Annotated in this window: 20 protein-coding genes and 1 pseudogene; 13 read left to right on the forward strand and 8 right to left on the reverse strand. The window is 57.8% G+C overall.

Translation table 11 applies throughout. From position 1 onward, the window contains the following. Nucleotides 1–571, reverse strand: a pseudogene (locus tag EPO09_RS19190) (tRNA uridine-5-carboxymethylaminomethyl(34) synthesis GTPase MnmE); the annotation flags it as partial. 189 nt (nt 572–760) lie between these two features. On the opposite strand from EPO09_RS19190, the gene EPO09_RS19195 reads away from it, so the two are divergent. Both EPO09_RS19195 and EPO09_RS19200 read left to right on the forward strand, forming a co-directional pair. Beyond that, nucleotides 761–1,747 carry a sterol desaturase family protein gene (locus EPO09_RS19195; RefSeq protein ID WP_290645652.1) on the forward strand — a complete coding sequence of 329 codons (987 nt, stop codon included), beginning with the start codon at nt 761–763 and terminating at the stop codon, nt 1,745–1,747. A gap of 156 nt (nt 1,748–1,903) precedes the next feature. Then, a complete protein-coding gene (locus EPO09_RS19200; protein WP_290645654.1) occupies nt 1,904–2,035 on the forward strand; it encodes a hypothetical protein in 132 nt (43 codons plus the stop codon). A 199-nt stretch (nt 2,036–2,234) separates the two neighbouring features. Here the strand turns inward: EPO09_RS19200 and yidC are convergent, their stop codons facing one another. The 4 genes from yidC to rpmH form a co-directional block, all read right to left on the reverse strand. After that, complete coding sequence (gene yidC, locus EPO09_RS19205) at nt 2,235–3,941, reverse strand: membrane protein insertase YidC (protein WP_290645656.1); 1,707 nt, start codon at nt 3,939–3,941, stop codon at nt 2,235–2,237. Continuing rightward, on the reverse strand, nt 3,938–4,234 hold the full coding sequence (gene yidD / locus EPO09_RS19210; RefSeq protein ID WP_290645658.1) for a membrane protein insertion efficiency factor YidD: 297 nt from the start codon (nt 4,232–4,234) through the stop codon (nt 3,938–3,940). Before yidD ends, yidC begins: the two co-directional genes overlap by 4 nt. Continuing rightward, a complete protein-coding gene (locus EPO09_RS19215) occupies nt 4,231–4,818 on the reverse strand; it encodes a ribonuclease P protein component (protein ID WP_290645660.1) in 588 nt (195 codons plus the stop codon). Before EPO09_RS19215 ends, yidD begins: the two co-directional genes overlap by 4 nt. 174 nt (nt 4,819–4,992) lie before the next feature. Beyond that, the gene (gene rpmH / locus EPO09_RS19220; RefSeq protein WP_290645662.1) at nt 4,993–5,127 is read right to left on the reverse strand and encodes a 50S ribosomal protein L34; all 135 of its coding nucleotides are present in this window, start codon (nt 5,125–5,127) and stop codon (nt 4,993–4,995) included. 358 nt (nt 5,128–5,485) lie between these two features. On the opposite strand from rpmH, the gene dnaA reads away from it, so the two are divergent. Next, nucleotides 5,486–7,078 carry a chromosomal replication initiator protein DnaA gene (gene dnaA, locus EPO09_RS19225; protein ID WP_290645664.1) on the forward strand — a complete coding sequence of 531 codons (1,593 nt, stop codon included), beginning with the start codon at nt 5,486–5,488 and terminating at the stop codon, nt 7,076–7,078. 609 nt (nt 7,079–7,687) lie between these two features. Continuing rightward, nucleotides 7,688–8,815 (forward strand): DNA polymerase III subunit beta, encoded by a 1,128-nt coding sequence (dnaN, locus tag EPO09_RS19230; RefSeq protein ID WP_290645666.1) that lies wholly within the window; start codon nt 7,688–7,690, stop codon nt 8,813–8,815. Here dnaN and EPO09_RS19235 read toward each other — a convergent pair. Then, complete coding sequence (locus EPO09_RS19235; RefSeq protein ID WP_290645668.1) at nt 8,784–9,986, reverse strand: GGDEF domain-containing protein; 1,203 nt, start codon at nt 9,984–9,986, stop codon at nt 8,784–8,786. The genes dnaN and EPO09_RS19235 overlap by 32 nt on opposite strands. 203 nt (nt 9,987–10,189) lie before the next feature. On the opposite strand from EPO09_RS19235, the gene EPO09_RS19240 reads away from it, so the two are divergent. From EPO09_RS19240 to EPO09_RS19265, 6 genes are all read left to right on the forward strand, one after another. Beyond that, nucleotides 10,190–11,092: a PEP-CTERM sorting domain-containing protein gene (locus EPO09_RS19240; RefSeq protein WP_290645670.1), complete on the forward strand. Its 903-nt coding sequence runs from the start codon at nt 10,190–10,192 to the stop codon at nt 11,090–11,092. 146 nt (nt 11,093–11,238) lie between these two features. Continuing rightward, entirely contained in the window at nt 11,239–13,785 is a 2,547-nt protein-coding gene (gyrB, locus tag EPO09_RS19245) for a DNA topoisomerase (ATP-hydrolyzing) subunit B (protein WP_290645672.1), read from the forward strand. A 191-nt stretch (nt 13,786–13,976) separates the two neighbouring features. After that, nucleotides 13,977–15,386 (forward strand): DUF2130 domain-containing protein, encoded by a 1,410-nt coding sequence (locus EPO09_RS19250; RefSeq protein WP_290645674.1) that lies wholly within the window; start codon nt 13,977–13,979, stop codon nt 15,384–15,386. A 157-nt stretch (nt 15,387–15,543) separates the two neighbouring features. Next, a complete protein-coding gene (locus EPO09_RS19255; RefSeq protein ID WP_290645676.1) occupies nt 15,544–16,692 on the forward strand; it encodes an SIR2 family protein in 1,149 nt (382 codons plus the stop codon). Next, on the forward strand, nt 16,689–18,518 hold the full coding sequence (locus EPO09_RS19260) for an ATP-binding protein (RefSeq protein ID WP_290645678.1): 1,830 nt from the start codon (nt 16,689–16,691) through the stop codon (nt 18,516–18,518). Before EPO09_RS19255 ends, EPO09_RS19260 begins: the two co-directional genes overlap by 4 nt. Before the next feature lie 11 nt (nt 18,519–18,529). Continuing rightward, a complete protein-coding gene (locus tag EPO09_RS19265) occupies nt 18,530–18,727 on the forward strand; it encodes a KTSC domain-containing protein (RefSeq protein WP_290645680.1) in 198 nt (65 codons plus the stop codon). Between the two features lie 62 nt (nt 18,728–18,789). On the opposite strand, the gene EPO09_RS19270 is transcribed toward EPO09_RS19265, so the two are convergent. Both EPO09_RS19270 and EPO09_RS19275 read right to left on the reverse strand, forming a co-directional pair. Continuing rightward, nucleotides 18,790–19,164, reverse strand: coding sequence for a lecithin retinol acyltransferase family protein (locus EPO09_RS19270; protein WP_290645682.1), 375 nt, complete (start codon nt 19,162–19,164; stop codon nt 18,790–18,792). 6 nt (nt 19,165–19,170) lie between these two features. After that, complete coding sequence (locus EPO09_RS19275; RefSeq protein WP_290645684.1) at nt 19,171–19,437, reverse strand: helix-turn-helix domain-containing protein; 267 nt, start codon at nt 19,435–19,437, stop codon at nt 19,171–19,173. Nucleotides 19,438–19,659: 222 nt separating this feature from the next. Here EPO09_RS19275 and EPO09_RS19280 point away from each other — a divergent pair, with 222 nt between their 5' ends. The 3 genes from EPO09_RS19280 to EPO09_RS19290 form a co-directional block, all read left to right on the forward strand. Further along, nucleotides 19,660–20,082 (forward strand): helix-turn-helix transcriptional regulator, encoded by a 423-nt coding sequence (locus tag EPO09_RS19280; protein ID WP_290645686.1) that lies wholly within the window; start codon nt 19,660–19,662, stop codon nt 20,080–20,082. A 325-nt stretch (nt 20,083–20,407) separates the two neighbouring features. Then, nucleotides 20,408–21,031 carry a TnsA endonuclease N-terminal domain-containing protein gene (locus EPO09_RS19285; RefSeq protein WP_290645688.1) on the forward strand — a complete coding sequence of 208 codons (624 nt, stop codon included), beginning with the start codon at nt 20,408–20,410 and terminating at the stop codon, nt 21,029–21,031. After that, nucleotides 20,994–22,395 (forward strand): DDE-type integrase/transposase/recombinase (locus tag EPO09_RS19290; protein WP_290645690.1); only part of this gene is annotated, 1,402 nt, incomplete at its 3' end. The genes EPO09_RS19285 and EPO09_RS19290, both read left to right, overlap by 38 nt.

A 22,395-nucleotide genomic window follows, 5' to 3' on the forward strand; every position in this document is an offset into this window, starting at 1 on the left:
CCAGCGTCGCTTCAACCAGCATGCGCAGATTGATCAACTGATCCCGCAGGGCTTCGATCTCTTTGGAAAACGCCCCGCCCAGAGAGCGCGTGGCCGAACGGGCTGCGGCTTCCGTGCTGGCATCGATCAGGTCGGCAATGGCTTCGGCCTGCGCCAGGTCGATCTTGTCGTTGAGAAAGGCACGCTGGGTGAACTCACCAGGTTCTGCCAGGCGCAAACCAGGCAGGCGAGCCCGTTCGGTAGCGGGATCCACTTCGGCGGCGGCTTCCAGGCAACGCGCCAGCAAGAGCTGCATCACCACGGGGCCGCCATGGCCCTGCAACTCCAGCACGTCTTCACCGGTGTAGCTGTTCGGCCCGGGAAAGTAGATGGCCAGACCATGGTCCAGCGCTTCACCGCGCGCGTCCTTGAACGGGCCATACGTGGCCACGCGTGCTTGCAACTCGCGGCCACACAGTGCGTGAATCAGCGGCGACAGCCCCTGGCCCGACACCCGCACGATGCCCACAGCCCCTCGGCCGGATGCTGTGGCCACAGCCACGATAGGGACATTGCGCTCACGCCAGGACATCGATCCACACCTTCTTGCTTGCCCAAGCCCTGCAAATCGGACTTGGGGCCACCAACACATTGCCTTGAATCAACAAGTGGCCCCGATTGTCTCTTGTTGGCACCCTCACCTGCGGGAGTTTGGGCACAAACCCCGATGACGCCAGGCGCCCCCCGCCTCTAACCTCGCATCGCGTTACGGAAAGCATTTATGTTGAAGCGTTTTGTCAGTTGCTTGTTTTTGTTCGGCTCAGTGGCACTCGGTATCTACACCGTGCTGCATTTCAACTTCGATCCAAACAAGATCTTCACTCATTTCCTCGGCCCCTATTACGTCATCGCCACGGCAATGCAGTACATCTGGCCCGAGCAGCCTAATGATTTTGAAAAGGGCGAAGTCATCAACGACTGGTTGCACAACGGTGTCCTGATGGCCATCACAAGCTTCCAGAACTTCTTCATCCACACCCTGGTAGCGCTGACGGGCTCTGGCCTGCTGTTCAAGTACGGCGTGTTGCCCGAAAGCATGGCCGCGCACAATCTGCCTTTCTGGGGCCAGGTGGCCATCGCCTACCTGACGTTTGACTTCATGTTCTACGTCACCCACCGGATGGGCCATGAAATCGACTTCTTCTGGCGCCTGCACAGCGTGCACCACTGCGCCCACCGCCTGAGCGTGCTCAACGCCAGCCGCGCCCATCCGCTGGACCTGATCTGGCGCCGCCTGCTGCCCATCTTCGTGACCTTCCAGACCGGTGTCAGCCAGGAAGCCTTCATCCTCAGCGGCGTGATCGGCAGCGTGCTGGCCACCATCACCCACATGAACGTGGACTTCAGCTTCGGCCCGCTCAACTACATCATTGGTACCAACGAGCAGCACCGCTGGCACCACTCCAACAAGATCGAAGAGGCCAAAAACTACAGCGTCTTCATGCTGTGGGACCATCTGTTCGGCACCTTCGTCTACCGCCCGCAAGGCCAGGTTCGCCCAGCCAAGATGGGCTTGTTCAACGAGCACTACTACCCTGTGCACGCTTACCTGGGCCAGTTCTTCATTCCCTGGAAGTGGAAGAAGATGAAGGCCGATCAGTTCGCCCTGGACGCACAGCAAGCCAGCGGCGTCAAGCACACAGCAGGACACGCATCAGCCAGCCAGGCTGCCACCAGCGCCGGCAGCTCTTTCACACGCACCGCCTGAGTTACCCCTTCAGCACCGTTTCCTGACAAACGCCCCGGCATGAATGGCTCATGTCGGGGCGTTTGCCTTTTCATGCCTGTGTCACCTTCAAGTCCGAATATGGCATCAATGTTGCATCACGAAATTGACTGATCGCGACATTGAAAGGAATGCACCATGTTGGACCTCATCAACGATTACCTGCAACTCGGCGTCGAAACACACGGCGACGCTTCTTCTGTCTGGCCCCTGACCGTGGCCACGGTGCTGGTCGCCGCCATGATCCTCAAGCGCCAATCCCGAGACTGATCTTCGCAACCTCACGCGCGACTGTGAAGCAGGGTGTTTCACGTAGCGAAGTAAAGGAGGAGGGGCGGGCGCAGCCCGACCCGGGGGACATGAGCGAAGGGAAACACCCTGCTTCACAGTCCCCCCCTCCCACGCACCCATGAAAAAACCGCCTGGCTATGAAGCGCAGGCGGTTTTGCTTTGAGTACCGAAAGTCTGTTTACTTCGCGACACCCAACTGCTTGTTGATCATCCACTGTTGGGCAATCGACAGCACGTTGTTGGTGAACCAGTACAGCACCAGACCAGCCGGGAAGAAGAAGAACATCACGCTGAACAGCAGCGGCATGATCCACATCATCTTGGCCTGCACAGGATCCGGCGGCGTAGGGTTCAGCCAGGTCTGCAACAAGGTAGATGCCGTCATCAGCGCAGGCAACACGAAGAACGGATCCTTCACCGACAAGTCTGTGATCCAGGCCACCCAGGGCGCATTGCGAATCTCGACCGACGAAGACAGCACCGAGTACAAGGCAATGAACACGGGGATCTGGATCAGGATGGGCAGGCAGCCGCCGATCGGGTTGACCTTCTCTTCGCGGTAGATCTTCAGCATTTCCTGCTGCATCTTGGCCTGGTCGTCCTTCAGGTTCTCACGCATGGCCTGAATACGCGGATTGAGCGCTTTCATCTTGGCCATCGAGCGGTAAGCACTGGCATTGAGCGGGAAGAACACCGCCTTCAACAACACCACCAGCGCCACGATCGCCCAACCCCAATTGCCGATCAGGCTGTGCAGCTTGTCGAGCAGCCAGAACAGCGGCGCGGCCATGATGTGGGTCCAGCCATAGTCCTTGGTGTATTCCAGACCGGGGGCCAGATCCTTGAGCTTGTTTTCTTCCTGAGGGCCGACAAACAGCTTGGCGTCCAAGGACTTGCTCTGACCCGCAGCGATCTCGCCCAGCGGGAACAGCATGCCAGTGGCATACAGGTTCGTGCCGACCTTCTGCACGAAGAACTCGCGCGTGGTCTTGTCGTTCTGCAGCCAGGCGGAAGCAAAGTGGTGCTGAACCATGGCCACCCAGCCGTTGTCGTCCACCTTTTCGAACTCGACCTTGCCTTCTTCAATGTGCTTGAAGTCAGCCTTCTGGTACTTGCCCTTCTGGTTGAACACGGCCATGCCTGTGTAAGCCTGAGGACCACCCATGAAAGCCGGGCCGGACGGTGCCTTCGGTGCCGAACCGTCGCGCTGCAATTGCACATACAGCTGAGGCTTGATCGCTGCAGCCGACATGTTGACCACATCCTGCTTCACGTCAATGGCATAGTCGCCCCGCTTGAAGGTGTAGGTCTTAACCAGCTTGACGCCATTGACCGGTGCCGATTCCAGCTTGATGGCCAGCTCATTGGTGCCATCAGCCAGATTGCGCTCGGTGCTCAACACGGTAAACGGGGTCTTGTGCGTTGGCAACGCGCCTTCAGCCGCGTTCGCGCCGATCAGGCCTGACTGCGCCACATAGGTGTGCGTGGCCGTCTGATCCAGCACCACCATATTGGTTTCGTGGTTGTCCTGATCCCGGTGCTTGAGCAGCTCGACCTTCACCAGGCTGCCGCCCAGGGTGTCGATCGTGGCTTTGACCACATCGGTTGTGATGGTGACTTGCTCGCCTTGAACAGGCGCAACAGCCGACACACCGGATGCAGCCTGAGCAGCCGCACTTGGCACATCACCGGTCGATGCCATTTGCGTGCTGGCCTGAGGCACAGCCGCATCGGCACCCGAAGCGCCTGTGGCCACCACGGCACTGGCCGCAGGAGCAGGTGCGAACAAGGACGGTTGGCCGGTGTGGCGCAGCCAGCCATCCCACAACATCAGCAGTGAGACGGCAAAGACCGACCACAGCAAGGTGCGACGCAGATCATTCATGAGCGAGTTGAATCCGACGAGGGGTTGCAATAACGGGAAAACAGACGCGGCGCCACATCCGGCACCGGATCATGGCCACCTGGGCAGCCCGGGTGACAACGCAGCAGACGTCTGGCGGCCAGGTAGGAACCGGCGGCCGGACCATGGCGCTCCAACGCCTGCAGCGCATATTGGGAACAAGTAGGGGTAAAGCGGCAAGCCGATCCCAGCCAGGGGCTGAGAAAGAAGCGATAGCCACGCACCACGCCGATCAGCACCGCGTTCACGGCACGACACAGCACAGCGCGCATCATGCCGCACCTCGGCCATCGCGCGCGGGGCGCGGCGCAGATTCCGTCGTGGATCGCCCCCCCGCAGATGCAGGAGCGGGCGAGGCCAGACGTTGCCACAGCTCATCGAGCTCCTGGCGAACGGCCACTTTCAGGGCCTCTGAAGCCGCGCTGGGAAATTGCGTGCGGTCAAAAGGGGCACGCAGCCGCACCACCCAGCCATCGACCTCGGCGCCATAACGACCTTGGGCCATCACGGCAGGCGCATATCGACGCAGGGCTTCGCGTGCCTGATGGCGCATCAAAGACCGGGTCACTGAACGTTTTGCCTGTTTTTTAGGCAGCACCAGGCCCAGCCGCCAGCTCACCTGGCCGCCAGAAAGCTCACTGAGCGAGATGTCTGCCGCAAAGTCATCCACAAGCGCATGGGTGCCAGCCCCCTCTCCTGTTGACAACTTGGCAGATTCTGCCAACTGAGCTTCAGCCGGACGTGACAAAACCTGCGGCACACGAGGCAGCAGGTGCAACACGAAGTGGGGCGTGCGCGAAACCGGACGCGAGCCCAAAGCCCTCTGAAAATCAGCCGCTTTCAGACTCGGTGGACGCACGGTATGAGGAGATCGAAGTCGAAACAAAGCCGGGCACGATGAACGTTGACCCGGCTTCGTTCACGCCAGCACCAGGTGGATCATGTCTGATCAACACCCAGGCTGGACCATGGCCAGCATACGCGTTACCTGGCTTGCAGCCAGATCACGCACAGCCAGCGTCAGCAGCCTGAATTACAGGGCCAGACGCTTGCGGCCCTTGGCGCGACGCGAGTTGATGACCTTGCGGCCACCCTTGGTCTTCATGCGCACCAGGAAACCATGGGTACGGGCGCGGCGGGTCTTGGAAGGTTGATAAGTGCGTTTCATGATGGTCCTTCATGAGGCCGCAACGCTCAAGATCTCTTCAAGATCTCTCAAGGTAAGCCGCGGCTCAAGTCTTGTGTTTCTAACCTGTTGATGCAATTGCCAACAGGAATCCAGCCGGTACACGACCGGAGAACCCGCGATTACACCAGCTTTTTATCAATTGGTCAATGCCCCTTGATTTTGCTCGGTGGCCCCGCGTGAGGCCGCACGCGCTTGACGCTCGACTTGCGCACAAGTCACGCACAGGTCGCGCACTATTTGTCATCTTTTGACCCTGGGTAAAAATCTGTGGATAACCTGTCAATTTCTAGGCCCGGCGCGCTTAGAATTCGCGTCCCTAGGAAGGACTTGTCCACAAATGAGTGCCGCCGAATTACCTGCTTCTGCCCATCCGTCAGCAGCAGCTTCGAACTCCCCCGCCGATCTGGCCACACTGTGGCAGCGCACCTGCGAGCGCCTGGCCATGGAACTGCCCGAACAGCAGTTCAACACCTGGATCCGCCCTCTGCCACCGGCAGAAGTCATTCACGCCGAAGGTGTGACCTGCGTCAGTGTGCGCGTGCCCAACCGCTTCATGCTGGACTGGATCCGCACGCAGTACAGCGCCCGCCTGGAAAGCATCCTCACCGAATTGAACGGCGCTGAAGTTCGCCTGGACATTGCCCAGGCTGCCCGCGCCGCCATGCCCATGCAAGCCGGCCCGGCGCTGCGCCCACCTGGCAGCATGGCGATGCCCGGTCGCGCCCTGCCGCCCAATGCCCAGTTCGCGAGCAACCCCGGCCAACCGCTGATGCCGCCGCAACAGGCTGCGGCTTATCCACAGTCTGCCGCGCATCAGGCTGGCCAGGCCCCTGTGCAAGGCGGCCCGGCCATGGTCACGCTGCCTCAGTATCAGGAAGCCGCGCCCAACCGCACACGTAGCCAGCCTCAGGTCATGGGCCTGAATCCGGCGCTCACGTTCGACAACCTCGTGCCCGGTCGCGCCAACCAGATGGCCCGCACCGCAGCCCTGCACGTGGCCGGCGCACCCGGCCAGATGTACAACCCGCTGTTCATTTACGGCGGCGTCGGCCTTGGTAAGACCCACTTGATGAACGCCGTGGGCAATGCCCTGCTGGCCGACAAGCCCGATGCGCGCATCCTGTACCTGCACGCCGAGCAGTTCATCTCCGATGTGGTCAAGAACTACCAGCGCAAAACGTTTGACGAGCTCAAGGCCAAATACCACCAGCTCGATCTGCTGCTGATCGACGATGTGCAGTTCTTCGCCGGCAAGGACCGCACGCAGGAAGAGTTCTTCAACGCGTTCGAAGCGCTGCTCGCCAAGAAGGCGCACATCATCATGACCAGCGACACCTATCCCAAAGGTCTCGCCAACATCGATGAACGCCTGACTTCGCGCTTTGACTCCGGCCTGACCGTGGCCATCGAGCCGCCCGAGCTGGAAATGCGCGTGGCGATTCTGATCAAGAAGGCTGCGCTGGAAGCCATCGACATGCCCGAAGACGTCGCCTTCTTCGTGGCCAAGAACGTGCGCGCCAACGTGCGTGAACTCGAAGGCGCCTTGCGCAAGGTCCTGGCCTTTGCCAAGTTCAGCCACAAGGAAATCACGATCGCCCTGGCGCGTGAAGCCTTGAAAGACCTGCTGTCCATCCAGAACCGCCAGATCAGCGTCGAGAACATCCAGAAAACGGTGGCCGACTTCTACAAGATCAAGGTCGCCGACATGTACAGCAAGAAGCGCCCGGCCTCGATCGCCAAGCCGCGCCAGATCGCCATGTACCTGGCCAAGGAACTGACGCAAAAGAGCTTGCCCGAGATCGGCGAGCTGTTTGGCGGCCGTGACCACACCACCGTGCTGCACGCCGTGCGCAAGATCATGGGTGAGCGTGGCAAGGACACCGAGCTCAATCAGCAACTGCACGTGCTGGAGCAAACGCTCAAGGGTTGATCGGGCCAACAAGGCCTACAAGCCCCACAAGGCGAATGGAAAGAAGGAGGCAGCAGGCCTCCTTTTTTCGCCTGGACTTTGCCGTGCGCTCCCCCGCTTCTCTTCACATACCTGTATTCCTTTTTAAAGGTGTTAGTCGTAGTAGAGGGCGCCTTTTTCTGTGGACAAGTCCATTTCCACCTTGCGCATCAAGCATTTAACTCAAGGACAAGCCTGTGGATGGCAGGCCAGATCGGCCTGGGGACAACAGACAACAACTTCCAAAAAACGGCTCGCCTTGTGGATAAACAGGTACTTGTCCTTTTTTTGTACACAAACTTGTCCGGCGCCAACAAGCGTCTTTTGAGGCCCTTGGTGCCCCATCCGCAAGGGCTGCCATCGCTCTCCAAGGCTGTCAAGTCAACAAACTTGTGGACAAAAATTGAACAACCACATGCTTGTCCACAGGCCTTGGGGTATTTCCAGAGTTGTTGTCTGTTGTCCCCATATCGAACCGCAGTACCATCCACAGGCTTGTGCGAGCCCTAAATCCTTGATGGATCAGGACAAAATAGCGTTGTGCACAGAAAAAGTCGTCCTCTACTACAACGACTAATTTGAAAGACTAAGATGATTGTGTTGAAAGCAGCCCAAGAAAAAGTTCTTGCCGCCCTGCAATCCGTGGCCGGTATCGTCGAAAGACGCCACACCCTGCCCATCTTGGCGAACGTACTTTTGAAGAAGTCGGGCAGCCAGCTGGAACTGATCACCAGCGACTTGGAAATCCAGATCCGCACCACCGCGCAACTCGATGGCGATGAAGGCGACTACGCCACCACCGTTGGCGCCAAGAAGCTGGGCGACATCCTCAAGAGCCTGCCTTCCGATCAGATCGTCTCGCTCACAGCCAATCAGAACAAGCTGACCCTGCAAGGCGGCAAGAGCCGCTTCACCTTGCAGACCCTCCCAGCCGAAGATTTCCCCCTGGTTCAGGAAGCCGCCGACTTCGGCCCGGCTTTCAGCGTGCCGCAAAAGACGCTGAAGATGCTGATCAGCCAGGTGCATTTCTCGATGGCCGTGCACGACATCCGTTACTACCTCAACGGCATCCTGTTCGTGGCTGAAGGCAAGACCCTGACCCTGGTGGCCACCGACGGCCACCGCCTGGCCCTGTCGCAAGCCACGCTGGAAGTGGACATGCCCAAGCAGGAAGTCATCCTGCCGCGCAAAACCGTGCTCGAACTGCAGCGCCTGCTCAAGGACGATGGCAAGAGCAAGGACGGCGAAGAACAGCAGATCGAGATGCGCTTTGCCGGCAACCAGGCCAAGTTCACCTTCGGTGGTCTGGAGTTCGTGACCAAGCTGGTCGAGGGCAAGTTCCCCGACTACAACCGCGTCATCCCCAAGAACCACAAGAACCACATCACCCTGGGCCGTGCCACCTTGCTGGCTTCGCTGCAACGTGCGGCCATCCTGACGTCTGAAAAGTTCAAGGGCGTGCGCCTGAACTTCGCACCGGGCGTGCTGGGCATTGCTTCGAGCAACGCCGAACAGGAAGAAGCCAAGGAAGAACTCGACATCGACTACGGTGGCGACAGCTTCGAGATCGGCTTCAACGTGGGTTATCTGATGGACGTGCTGGCCAATATGAGCCAGGACATGGTCACCGTGTCCCTGCAAGATTCGAACAGCTCGGCGCTGATCACCAACCCCGAGTTCGAAGGCTTCAAGTACGTGGTGATGCCAATGCGGATCTAAGGCCCTGGTCGATGCCCAGTTCGGCATCGTCCACCACGCTGAACACCTGATTGCGGCCCCGGGCCTTGGCCTTGTAGAGGGCCGCATCTGCTCTGGCGACCAGATCTTCCACCGTGTCTTCGCCAAAGTGGAACTCCGATACGCCGATGGAGGCGGTGACACGCCATCCCTCGTCCATGCCCGGCACGCGCAGGCTTTCGATCTGTTCGCGAATGCGCTCTGCCTTGATCATGGCGCCTTCCAGCGGCGTCTGCGCCAGGATCACCAGGAACTCTTCGCCACCATAGCGGCCAAAGCCATCGATGGTGCGCAACCTGGATTCGACCTCTTTGGTGAGCGCGCACAGCACCTCGTCGCCCTTCTGGTGGCCATGCCGGTCATTGATCTGCTTGAAATGGTCCACGTCCAGGATGGCCACGCTGAAACAGCCCTGTGAACGATTGGCCCGCGAAGCCTCTTTGGCCAGCAAATCGAACAAGTGGCGCCGGTTGTAGCTGCCCGTCAGCCCGTCCCTGATGGCCAGATCGCTGATCTTGTGCATGGCCACTTGCAGATCGGCCATCGCCGTCTTGAGTTCCTGATTGCGCCGGCTCAGCTTGTTGCGCATGCCATGGATGTAGCCGCCCATGACCGTGATCTCGGCCAGCACCATGAAGAAGGCAAAGCTCTGAACGATCTCGATGGAGCCATGCAGCGCGTGGGGCTTGAAGCACCACAGCGCGTACATGAGGCCACCGTACACCGCAAAGATCAGCAGCGACACCACGGTGAACTGACGGGTGTTGAGCGCCAGCACGCCGTACAAGGCAGGGGCGATCGCCAGCAGCAGAAACACGGCACGCACCTGCCCCGAATCGGCCAGGTACATCACGGCGGCGGCAGGCAGTACCGAGACGACCATCTGAAAGGCCGTCATGCTCGGATCCTTGAAGCGCAGGTTCAGGCCCGTGTGTATCAGCCACCAGAAAAAGCCATTGAGCACCAGTGTGGCTGCCACAAAACCAGGCACGGCTAGCCAGGGCAACATGTTGTGAAACCAGCAGAACGCCACGACCATGCACGACACCGAGTAAGACAGGGTGGACATGCCAATGCGCCGCTTGCGCAGGTTCTGTTCTCTGCGCAACTGGGCCTGGGGGGTCTCGGCTGAAGGTGCTTGGTCTGGATCCATCGCGTCCGGCGTGATCGTTCGTTTGGTTTCTTCGAACGAAGGCGCGCTGGACTTGATCCTGTCAGTTGAAAAAACGTGCATTGCTTGGCGCAAACAGCCCCATTTCTGACCGCTGAACCAGGGGGGAGCCGCACAAGTGATGCCCCAAGGTGAGCGTCTAGAATCATCACGTTGGACTACAAATGACGATCAAGGGAGTGACCATGTACGCGTCGCGTTTTCACCGTGTTGCTGGAACAGCCGTTCTGGCGTTGTCCGCGTGCCAGGCATGGGCTGCGCCCGCTCAGACCAGCCTGAATCTGAATGTTCTGTCCGTGTCGTTCACGGATCTGAATGCGACCGATGGGATTGATCCCACCTTGACGGTCGATCCCCAGTCTGCGTTTTCCTTGTTCGTCTCGCCAGGTATCGGCGGGTACGCGGCATCGAAAAGTTCGGGCTCCGTGAACGGGAATCTCGTTGATCCCTCTTCTGCCAGCCTGTCTCTGGACAATGGCGTGGCGTCTGCCGAGAAGGTCGGCAACATTCAGCGTGTTTCAACAATGTTGAATCAGGACGCGTTTGCAGATGCCAATCTGAGCAACCTGATGGCCACGCAAGGTTTCCAGGAAGTCTATGGCCAGGTCAAGGCTTACAGCTACTTCACCCTGAGCGCCCACAGCAAGGTGACTTTCACGGCGCAATTGCAACTTGACGCATTGGTGGATGCGACTTCGGTCGGTAACCAGGCCTACCTGCAAGCGCATCCTGACCAGCAGATCAATCTGCAAGCTTTCACGAAGTACAGCGCCTATGCCATTGACAGCACCGGCCAGTTCGTGGGCAACACACCCGATGGGTACTGGTCGGTCTGGAAAGATGCACGGCAGACGCTCCAAGCTGGCGGTCCTGGTGCGTTGACGTCCACGACGAACGAGAACGGCGGCTTGTTGCAGATGGAAATCAGCAACGACAGCGACAACGCATTGCATTTCTCTCTCAATGCGATCGCAATGGGGCGCAGTGACCTCACGGTGACCAGTGCCGTACCTGAGCCCAGCACCTGGGCGCTGATGGCCCTGGGCCTGGTTGGCATGGCCGCGGCAACCCGCCGCCGTTCTGCGTAAACCCCCATTTGCCAGCCTCAGGCCCCTCTTGTAGCGAGGGGTAGAATAAGGGTCCAGCATTGTCAAATGCCGGGCCCTTTTTCCTTATTCAGAACCATTTTCTGGAACCACATCGCTGGTCCAACCTCAACCAAGCGCTTGTACCCATGACCGACGCCACCACACCCGATCAACAGCCCGACCAGCAGCCTGAACAACCCGTTCCGCAAACCGAGGCCCAGATCGCAGCTGGTTACGGCGAAGGCAGCATCCAGATCCTTGAAGGTCTGGAAGCAGTGCGCAAGCGCCCTGGCATGTACATCGGCGACACGTCTGACGGGACCGGTCTGCACCACCTCGTGTTCGAAGTGGTCGACAACTCCATCGACGAAGCCCTGGCTGGCCACTGTGATGACATCGTCGTCACCATCCACACGGACAACTCGATCAGCGTGACCGACAACGGCCGCGGCATCCCCACCGGCGTGAAGATGGACGACAAGCACGAGCCCAAGCGCTCGGCTGCTGAAATCGCCCTGACCGAGCTGCACGCTGGCGGCAAGTTCAACCAGAACAGCTACAAGGTGTCGGGCGGCTTGCACGGCGTGGGCGTGTCCTGCGTGAACGGCCTGAGCAAGTGGCTGCGCCTGACTGTGCGCCGCGAAGGCAAGGTCCACCAGATCGACTTCAAGCAAGGCGTGCCGCAAGACCGCGTGATCGAAGTGCGTGACGGTGTCGAAACCAGCCCGATGCGCATCACGGGTGATACCGACAAGCGCGGCACCGAAGTGCACTTCCTGCCCGATACCGAGATCTTCAAAGAGAACAACGAGTATCACTACGACATCCTGGCCAAGCGCCTGCGTGAACTCAGCTTCCTGAACAACGGCGTCAAGATCCGCCTGATCGACGAGCGCAACAACAAGGAAGACAACTTTGCCTACGCCGGTGGCGTCAAGGGCTTTGTGGAGTTCATCAACAAGGGCAAGACGATCCTGAACCCCAACATCTTCCATGCGCAAGGCGACAAGGTGTCCGAACAGGGCACCAACGTTGGCGTGGAAGTGGCCATGCAGTGGAACGAGAGCTACAACGAAAACGTGCTCTGCTTCACCAACAACATCCCCCAGCGGGATGGTGGCACCCACTTGACCGGCCTGCGCGCCGCGATGACGCGCGTCATCAACAAGTACATCGACGACAACGAACTGGCCAAGAAGGCCAAGGTTGAAATCGCCGGTGATGACATGCGCGAAGGCCTGGCCTGCGTGGTGAGCGTGAAGGTACCCGAGCCCAAGTTCTCCAGCCAGACGAAGGACAAGCTGGTGTCCAGCGAAGTGCGTGCACCGGTGGAAGACATCGTCTCCCGCCTGCTGACGGACTGGCTGCTGGAGAACCCGATCGACGCCAAGATCATCTGCGGCAAGATCGTGGAAGCAGCGCGTGCCCGTGAAGCCGCTCGCAAGGCCCGTGAAATGACGCGCCGCAAGGGCGTGCTCGATGGCCTGGGCCTGCCCGGCAAGCTGGCCGACTGCCAGGAAAAAGACCCCGCCCTGTGCGAAATCTACATCGTGGAGGGTGACTCCGCCGGTGGTTCCGCCAAGCAAGGTCGTGACCGCAAGTTCCAGGCGATCCTGCCCCTGCGCGGCAAGATCCTGAACGTCGAAAAAGCCCGCTACGAAAAGCTGCTGACCAGCAATGAAATTCTCACGCTGATCACGGCCCTGGGCACGGGTATCGGCCGTGGCGCCGGTGGTGACGACTTCAATCCGGACAAGCTGCGCTACCACCGCATCATCATCATGACCGACGCCGACGTGGACGGCGCGCACATCCGTACCCTGCTGCTGACCTTCTTCTTCCGCCAGATGCCCGAGCTGTGCGAGCGTGGCCACATCTACATCGCGCAGCCGCCGCTGTACAAGGTCAAGCTGGGCAAGCACGAACAGTACCTCAAGGACTCGCACGCGCTGGACGAATACCTGATGAAGGTGGCGCTGGACGGTGCCGTGGTTGAACCTGGTGCTGGTAAGCCTGCCATCCAGGGCGAAGCCCTGCAGGAGTTGGCCAAGGCCTACGTGACCGCCAACGGTGTGGTCGAACGCCTGGGCAACTGGATGGACATCGAAGCGCTGCGCGCGATTGCCAACGGCCTGACGCTCAACCTCGACACCCTGGCCGATGCTGAAGCTTCAGCCACTGCCATGAAGGCCGCACTGCACAACGCTGAAGTTACAGCCGAGCTCGATGCCCGCACGGACAAGCACATCCTGCGCATCAGCCGCATCTTCCACGGCAATACCAAGTACAGCATCATCAATGCCGACTTCGTGCACGGTGCCGACTACGAAGCTCTGGCCAAGGCTGGCGTGACCTTCAAGGACCTGCTGACCAACGAAGCCGTGGTCAAGCGCGGCGAAGGCGAAAAGGCCAAGGACTGCAAGGTGGCCGACTTCCGCGCCGCCATGGCCTGGTTGATCCAGCAAGCCGAAAACGCCGTGGGCCGCCAGCGCTACAAGGGGCTGGGCGAAATGAACCCCGAGCAGTTGTGGGAAACCACGATGGATCCGAACGTGCGCCGCTTGCTGCGTGTGCAGATTGAAGACGCGATCGAGGCGGATCGTGTGTTCACGATGCTCATGGGCGATGAAGTTGAACCGCGTCGGGATTTCATTGAGACGAATGCCTTGAGGGCGGCGAATATCGACGTTTGAACTTGTCGGATGACATGGAAAGTGAAAACTGTGCCAAGTAAGTGAAAAACTGCTGACACAGATAGTGAAAAAATCCGACATCGTTGGAACATGCAAACGCCCGGTTTCCCCGGGCGTTTTTGTTTCTGCTCAGCACCAAGGGTTCTGCCGAACGAGCCTTGGTTTAGAGTGATTCAAGGAGTAGCTTTGACATGCACGAGATCATTTGCCCACACTGCCACAAGGCGTTCAAGATTGATGAAGCCGGGTATGCGGATATCTTGAAGCAGGTGCGCGATAACGAGTTTGAGCAGCAACTGCATGAACGCCTGGAGTTGGCTGAGCAGGAAAAGCGCAATGCCGTCGAACTGGCTACCACCAAAGTCACCAGCGAATTGCAAAAGCAGGCCTCAGCCAAGGAGGTCGAGATCCAACAGCTGAAAGCCAAGTTGGAGGCTGGTGAAGTTGCACAGAAATTGGCCGTGAGCGAGGCCCTCAGCACGGTGGAAAAGCAGCGCGATGCACTTGCCAATGAACTGGCTCAGGCCAAGCAGGACAAAGAGGCTGCAACCAGGTTGGCTGAAGCCAAGCTGCTGGCCGAATTGCAAAAGACGGCTGCAACCAAAGACGCCGAGATACAAGGCTTGAAGGCACAGCTTGACGCCATTGCAGTAGCCCAGAAGCTCGCCGTTACCGAGGCCGTGAATGCGGTGGAGAAAGAGCGCGATGAGCTCAAGAACAGCCTTGAACGCTCAGAGCTTGAGAAGCAGCTTGCCGAGAAAGCACTCAAGGACAAGTACGAGACGCAGATCAAGGATCGTGATGATGCGATCGAGCGCCTTCGGGACATGAAGGCCCGCTTGTCGACCAAAATGGTGGGTGAAACACTGGAGCAGCACTGCGAGACCGAGTTCAACCGCATCAGGGCCACAGCCTTTCCCCGCGCTTACTTCGAGAAGGACAACGACGCGCGCACTGGCAGCAAGGGCGATTACATCTTCAGGGACAAGGATGAGGCGGGTACGGAAATCGTCTCGATCATGTTCGAAATGAAGAACGAGAGCGACCGCACCGCCACGAAAGGCCGCAATGAAGACTTCCTGAAAGAGCTGGACAAGGACCGGACGGAAAAAGGCTGCGAGTACGCCGTACTGGTGTCTTTGCTGGAGCCTGATAGCGAGCTCTACAACTCGGGGATTGTCGATGTGTCTCATCGCTATCCCAAGATGTATGTGGTGCGGCCTCAGTTCTTCATTCCCATCATCACGCTGCTTCGCAATGCGGCGATGAATTCGCTGCAGTACAAGTCCGAGCTGGCGCTGGTGAAGGCCCAGAACATCGACATCACGAATTTCGAGAACGAACTGGATTCATTCAAGGCGGCGTTTGCCAAGAATTACGATTTGGCATCCAGGCGTTTCGAGTCAGCCGTCATTGAAATCGACAAGTCAATCGACCATCTTCAAAAGACCAAGGAGGCCTTGCTTGGTGCCGACCGCAACCTGCGTCTTGCCAATGACAAGGCTCAGGATGTGACGATCAAGAAGCTGACGCGCGGCAATCCGACGATGGCTCAGAAGTTCTCAGAACTCAAAGATCAGGGATCTTCCGACGCGGAGTGAATAGATCAAATCCATGCAAAATGTCATGGCTAAAAGATGGGACTAGGGGGATAGCTTGAAGACCTTTCACAACCCTGACCGATTCATGTCGGATCTTAGGCAGGTGCTTTCACAGGGACGCAAGCGCATCGGCTTGCTCGTTGGAGCTGGAGCGCCCATGTCGATCCGAGTGGACGCCGCCGGGGCCCTTGTCACCCAGGGAGGGCATTCGCTGATGCCTGGAGTGGAGGCTTTAACTAACAGAGCTATCGAAGCGCTGACGGGTACACAGAAGTCAGCGGCCGACGCTATTCGTGAAGAGCTAGGAGCCGGCGCGAACATCGAGACTATCCTTACTCGTATTCGCCTTCTCCAACAAGCACTTGGGCGGGCTCAGGTTCAAGGCCTCGATTCCGAAGGTTATAAGGCGCTGGGTGCAGAGGTATGCAAGAAAATCGGTGAGGTGGTCGGCGCAAAGCTTCCCAAAGAGCGGAATGCGTACACAGAACTGGTTTCTTGGGTGAGCGGAACCATGCGCGCTCATGCTGTCGAAATCTTCACCACCAATTACGATTTGCTATTTGAGGAAGCGTTCGAACGTTCTCGGTCGTCATATTTCGATGGCTTCACTGGTGGACATGCTCCATTTTTTGATCCAGTGAGCGTTGCCAGTGATGATCTGCCTCCTCGTTGGTCACGACTCTGGAAGCTGCACGGCTCCCTTGGCTGGGCACTAGAGGGCGAATCGGTCGTGCGTGGTCGAGGGCGTGACGCCGCACAGCTCGTCTATCCTGATCATCTGAAGTACGAGCTTACTCAGAAGCAGCCCTACTCTGCATTGTTTGAGCGTCTACGTCAGTTTCTTCTGACGCCCGACAGCTTATTACTCACCACCGGATTTTCATTTCGGGACGCGCACATTTGTGCTGTTCTAGATGAGGCATTGGCGATGAATGCAAACGCTTCAGTCATGGCCTTCCAGTACATGCCACTCGCATCTGAAGAACCTGCATGCAAGCTTGCTTATGATCGTCCCAACTTATCCGTATACGCCGCAGACGGTGCGGTCATTGGGGGCGTTAAAGGATCTTGGCGACTGGGCGACCCACCAAAGAACTGGGAAGAAATTCGTGCAACGTTTTGGGGTTTAAGGGCACCCAAAGAGCCTGCGGGATTCCTTCTTGGTGACTTTGCAATGTTCACACGCTTTTGCGCCTTGGCGCAAGCGACAGATCTGAGCAATCAGTCCGCATCGCTAGCCATTGTCGAAGCTGGCATTGACGGAGTTGGTGGAGCCGCGGCGAATGCAGAGGGACAACAGCAGTGAGTGCCAAAGATCCCACATTTTTGGGTTCGGTCACCGCTGTTGCGGGACCAACAGTAATGGTTTCGCTTGCTGAGTCACTGGCTTCAGGAATTGCTCTGATCGCAGGGCACATGTATCGCGTTGCGCAGGTCGGCAGCTTCGTGCGGATTCCTCAGGGCTATCAGGACCTCTTTGGCATTGTTAGCGAGGTCGGGGCATCTGCTGACGCAAAGGGTGCCAGCGGTGGACGATGGATGCGAGTTGAGCTTGCAGGAGAATCGCTCGGCCAGTCTTTTGAGCGTGGGCTTAGTCAACTGCCTTCAATCAACGATGCCGTGCATATCGTGACAGAGTCCGATCTGAAGCGAATCTATGGGAGCGAAGGGCAAGATCAAATTGCCATCGGCACGCTGTCAAGCTCCGAAAGCATCACAGTAAAGTTGTCTTTGGACGCATTGGTTACGCGTCATTCAGCAGTCCTGGGCTCTACTGGTTCAGGTAAGTCGACAACCGTGGCAAGCCTTCTTCGGTCGATTGTCCGTCCAAACCAACCTGACGGGGCTCCGGCCGCTCGGATTCTTCTTCTAGATCTTCATGGTGAGTACACGCATGCCCTTGCAGATTTCGCCAGGGTGTACAGCACGACTCCGCAGCCAGGGGAAAAGCCACTTTACGTACCGTACTGGGCGCTCCAGGCAAAGGATCTATTGGACTTTGTGGCGGGTGGGTTGAGCGAAAACCAGGAAATTGCGTTCACGGACAAAATCCAGGAGATGAAGGCCGCCGCATTGGCTGAAGCAGGCTTCCCTGGTTTAGATCCACAGTCGCTAACGGTGGATAGTCCTGTTCCATTTAGTCTCAAACAATGTTGGTACGATCTCATCGACTTCGAAACGAGAACACTTGAGGGGCCACAGCGAGATCGGCCAGCGCTCGAGCAAGCTGGAAGCGCTGAAGACCTCGTCCCACCTCGCTACACGCCGGCGATGCCAGGAGGTGCCCCGCCGTTCATCAATCAGCAGGCCAAGGGTATTCGACGTCAGCTAAATTTGATGCGGTCTAGATTGCTAGATCGTAGGTTTGATTTCATCCTGCATCCAGGCCCTTGGGAACCGGCACTAGATGGATCTGTTCAGCACGACTTAGATAAATTGCTTGAGGATTGGTTGGGGCACGAGAAGCCAGTGACCATTCTCGATTTGTCGGGCGTTCCTAGCTCTGTGCTGACCACGTTGATTGGCTCGATTCTCAGAATCGTCTATGAGGCACTTTATTGGAGTCGGGATAAAGCTGAAGGAGGGGTGTATCGCCCACTGTTGGTTGTGATGGAAGAAGCGCATCGCTATCTCACCGGAGCAAAAGAAGATGGTCCCGCTGCGGAAGTGGTCAAGAGGATCGCAAAAGAAGGCCGCAAGTACGGCATTGGCGCTATGGTCGTTTCGCAGCGCCCAGCAGAAGTGGATGAAACGATCCTCTCTCAATGTGGCACCATTCTGGCACTGCGACTCTCTAATCCTGACGATCGTTCGCGTGTGAAGGGCGCACTGCCTGATAACTTGGGCGGCTTGGTGGATTTGCTGCCAGTACTCCGGACTGGCGAGGCAATTGTGACCGGTGAGGCGGCACGTCTCCCTGTTCGATGTCGGGTTACGCTTCCTCGGCCAGATCAACGCCCGAAGAGCTCTGATCCAGAAGTCTCAGTTGCCTGGGCTAACAAACGTGTCGCTGAGGGCTACGACCGTGTTGTGGCATCTTGGCGAGCGCAAAATACTTTTGCAGTTGCTCTTGAACTAGAGATCAATCGGGTTCAGGTTGTTGATGAAGCAGAAAAGCGAGGTCAAGAGTGAACAGAGAACCGGTGGCATCGTCCAACATCGCGTCGATTGGATACGACGCGACTTCAGAGACGTTAGAGGTGGAGTTCACAAACGGTGCGCTGTACCAGTACTACAACGTGCCGCAGGCTCTTGCAGAGCAACTCATGCAAGCGGGATCCAAGGGGCAGTTCTTGCACTACAGCATCAAGAATGCTTACCCGTTCTCGCGGGTTGGCTAGTCATTCAACATGCATTCGTGGTGCCTTGCAGGCTTGCAACGCATCACGATGCTTGAGCGTCTTTATGCGAAGACTCGAAAGCCAACGAAAATCAGTGCGATAACCGCAAGTCCATTGACTTGCCGACTTTCCTTCTTCTCGCCCAAGACCTCGCTGACGAAGTGCTCGCAGTTGCTATCTAAGAGACGGTAGGCCGGAGGGCGCCTCAATAAAGATTGGATACGTCCCATGATCTGCCAGTGTTTGCCGGGATCTGTCCTTCGAACCACCCTGACATCGCGGCCTTGAGCAAATGCTTCGAACGTGTCCACGCGTGGCCCATCTTGACCATGGTGGACAACTCGTCCATCGGGTAGAAAAACCCCCGCATGCTCGCCGACACCTGATAGCTTCGGCCTTGTGATTTCGCAGATCACCCCTGGGTTGGTAAACGTCATCTGGTTTTACTTTCCTGCGTTGAGAAGCCAAATCAAGGCAGCAACGACGCCTGCACCGACGAGCAGGTTCTTCAGCTCCTGTTTGGCTTTGTCTTCTTTCTCATCAGCAGTCTGTTTGAATCGCTGCAACAGTGCCTGCTGATACGCGCTGGGCGGAAAGACGCCACGCTCCCACTTGCTCACGGTCATCGCGTGAGCGTCAAACAACTGGCCGAACTCTTGTTGAGTCAGTTTGAGCGACTTGCGCAGGGAAGCAATTTCGTCTTTGTCCATTTGTTCATCATAAGCCAAAAGATAAGCATATGCTTAGTTTTGCGCTTAGTGTGAAACACGACTTTCACTGGTGAAATGGCACTTTTGCAGGTAAAACCTGGGTCTTGCTTGCAGAAATAGTCTTTTGAAATCAATAACTTACGACATATTAGGTATTGACGATTTGGGTCAAATCTCGATACATTGGTCTGTGTGCGTTCAGGCGCCTCACGTGAGTCAGAGATGAGCCCGTTTTCCCACTTCCTTCATGAGCTTCGAATGCGTCGCGGTGTTCGCCAAGCCGAGCTGGCGGAGCTGACGGGCTATGAGCAAAGCTACATCTCTGCCTTGGAGGTGGGGCTCAAAGGGCCGCCCACCGAAGAGTTTGTAGAGAAGCTGATCGAAGCGCTCGCCTTGCCGCCTGACCAGGCGAGCGAGGCCCGAGCCGTAGCCGACGCTTCTGAACGCAAACTCGTGTTGGACAAAGACTGCCCACCAGACCTTTACTGGATGCTCAAGGACATGCGCGAGCATCTGCGGCATCTTCATCCTAGGCACATCAAGATGATCCGAGACGTGCTGGAGATGGCGGGCGAATTCCCGGCCAGGCAGCCGGAGGTGCCCCGACGGCTACCCCGTCGCAGACAAGAGGAGGCCCCCATGTAAAAAACGGGACAAACCTTGCGGCTTGCCCCGTCCACTTGAACATCTTGCGATACCCAAGACTTAGCACCTTCAGTATCGCGACAGCTCAAGTCCGAGTCAAGTCCGCTCCTTCATTGATCAGCACGGAGAGCCCGGTTTCATAACCGGGTTCGGGCATACCTATGCCTGTCGCTGATCGTTTAAATGACCAAGCCGCATGTAGCAACGCATGCGGAGAGGAGTACTCATGTCCACACAACTGTGGAACGGAGCTTGGCGCACGCATCAGCCAGACCAACGCGCACACCAACGTGCACGCGAGGTTGTCGCGCCAACTGGCGGAATCATGCGCGGGAAGTTTCCCAGCCGCAAAAACGGGCGCATGGTCCACCACGAAGGGATGCTGGAACTGGATGCGATCTACCTGTTCGAGGTGTCGCCTCTCATCGCTGCTTACGCCGAGCAACCAAGGCGCTACCAGTACCTCGATGGGGATCGCCTGCGGAAGTACACACCGGATTTCGAGCTAACGCTCTGTGATGGCTCGACGGTGCTGGTTGAAGTCAAAGCCAGGACCAGCCTGCAGTACGACGACATCGCACACAAGCTGCGATGCGTGTCTGCTCACTTTGAGCGTGCTGGCGAAAGCTTTGTCGTTCTGAACGACGAGCAATTGAGGGCAGAGCCTCGTCAAGCGAATGCGCGTGTCCTGTGCAGATCCGCCAGGTCACAGTCTTCCTCATCGGACTGGATTCGGTCGGTCCATGGACGAATCAAGCATTTGTTCCCCATGCCTTACCAGGAGGCGCATCGTCTGCTGGCCGGGTATGGCTGTGATCCAAGCACACTGATCCTGCAAGGCCTGCTTGGCTGTGACATGCGAGAGCCCATCGGGCCCAGCACATGGACGTTCAACCACGAGGAGAGCAGCCATGACTGGCTTCGCATTTCACAAGAATCTGGCTTTTGAACTGGAAGGGGTTCCATGTCGGATCCATTCGCTCCCAGCCAACGGCGACGTCGTTCTTGAATTTCTGACAACTGGCGCCATGCATGTCAGCACAAGGGACAAGCTGCTGGAGCAATACGCCAATGGGCAGATCAAGGTCAGCCATATCGCAAGCCGGACATCTCGGGCACTGGTCTATTCCAGGCCATTGGCCGATCTGCCTGACAGCGTCAGGAAGGAAGTGCAGCGCAGGGCGGCGTATGTCGAGGGAATCTGCGAAGAGGGTGACCCGATATTCACAGCGCAACGCTTGCGACCTGTCCTGGAGCAGATTGCAAAACGTGTGGGTGATGCAAAGCAGCCAGGCGTAACCACCGTCTATCGCTGGTACTCACGCTACAGGGCAACGAACGATCCGAGAGCGTTGATACCAAGACCGGATCGCAGGGGCTCCACCGCACCACGGCAGCCTGACCGACTGCTGGAGCTGCTCAGCGAAGCCGCAGCCGAAGCATTTCGGTGTTCACCTCAGGCATCGGTCTCGGACATCAGCGACCGTCTCGAAGCGAAGGTCACGCGGGACAACCAAATGGTCATCGGCGGGACGCCACTCAAGATGCCAAGTCGCAGGACTGTCTATCGCCTGATGGACAAGGTGGATGCTTACGACAAGTCCCTGCTGCAAGAAGGCAAGACCGCAGCTGACAAGCGATTCAGGCTCTCCAAGCGCGGTGTTCAAACCACGCGAATCTTGGAGCGAGTGGAGATAGACCACACGCCGCTGGATCTCTTCGTCATTGACGATAGGACTTGGCTTCCTATCCACCGGCCTACGCTAACGGTGGCCATCGACCACTACAGCAGGATGATCCTGGGGTACTACCTCTCGTTCGCCCCGCCATCTGCTGCGGCGGTAATCGGAGCGCTTCGGCACGCCATTCTTCCCAAGAGCAGGCGTAAGGTCTCAGAGAAGAAGCTGGAGTGGGTGAATGAATGGCCATGCTACGGTGTCTTTGAAACCGTATTCATGGACAACGGGCTTGAGTTTCATGGCGTCGATCTAGAAAGCATTGCGTACGACCTGGGTATCGTCCTCGTCTACTGCCCTAAGCGAAAGCCCAGGTTCAAAGGTGTAGTTGAGCGCTTTCTCAAGACGATCAATCATCACTTTTTGCACCAAATACCAGGAGCCAGCTACGCGCGCTTTCATCTGAGAGGTGACTACGATCCGACAAAGCACGCCTTGCTGACGCTGACAGAGGTCACAGAAGTCATCGAGAAGTGGATCGTTGATATCTACCACCAGGACGTACATCGCGGCATCAACGATATTCCTTACAAGCGTTGGATGCACAGTGCGCAGCTGTATGAGCCCAAGCTGCCTG

The organism is Aquabacterium sp., from assembly GCF_004297345.1.
In the GTDB taxonomy this organism is placed as follows: domain Bacteria; phylum Pseudomonadota; class Gammaproteobacteria; order Burkholderiales; family Burkholderiaceae_C; genus Aquabacterium.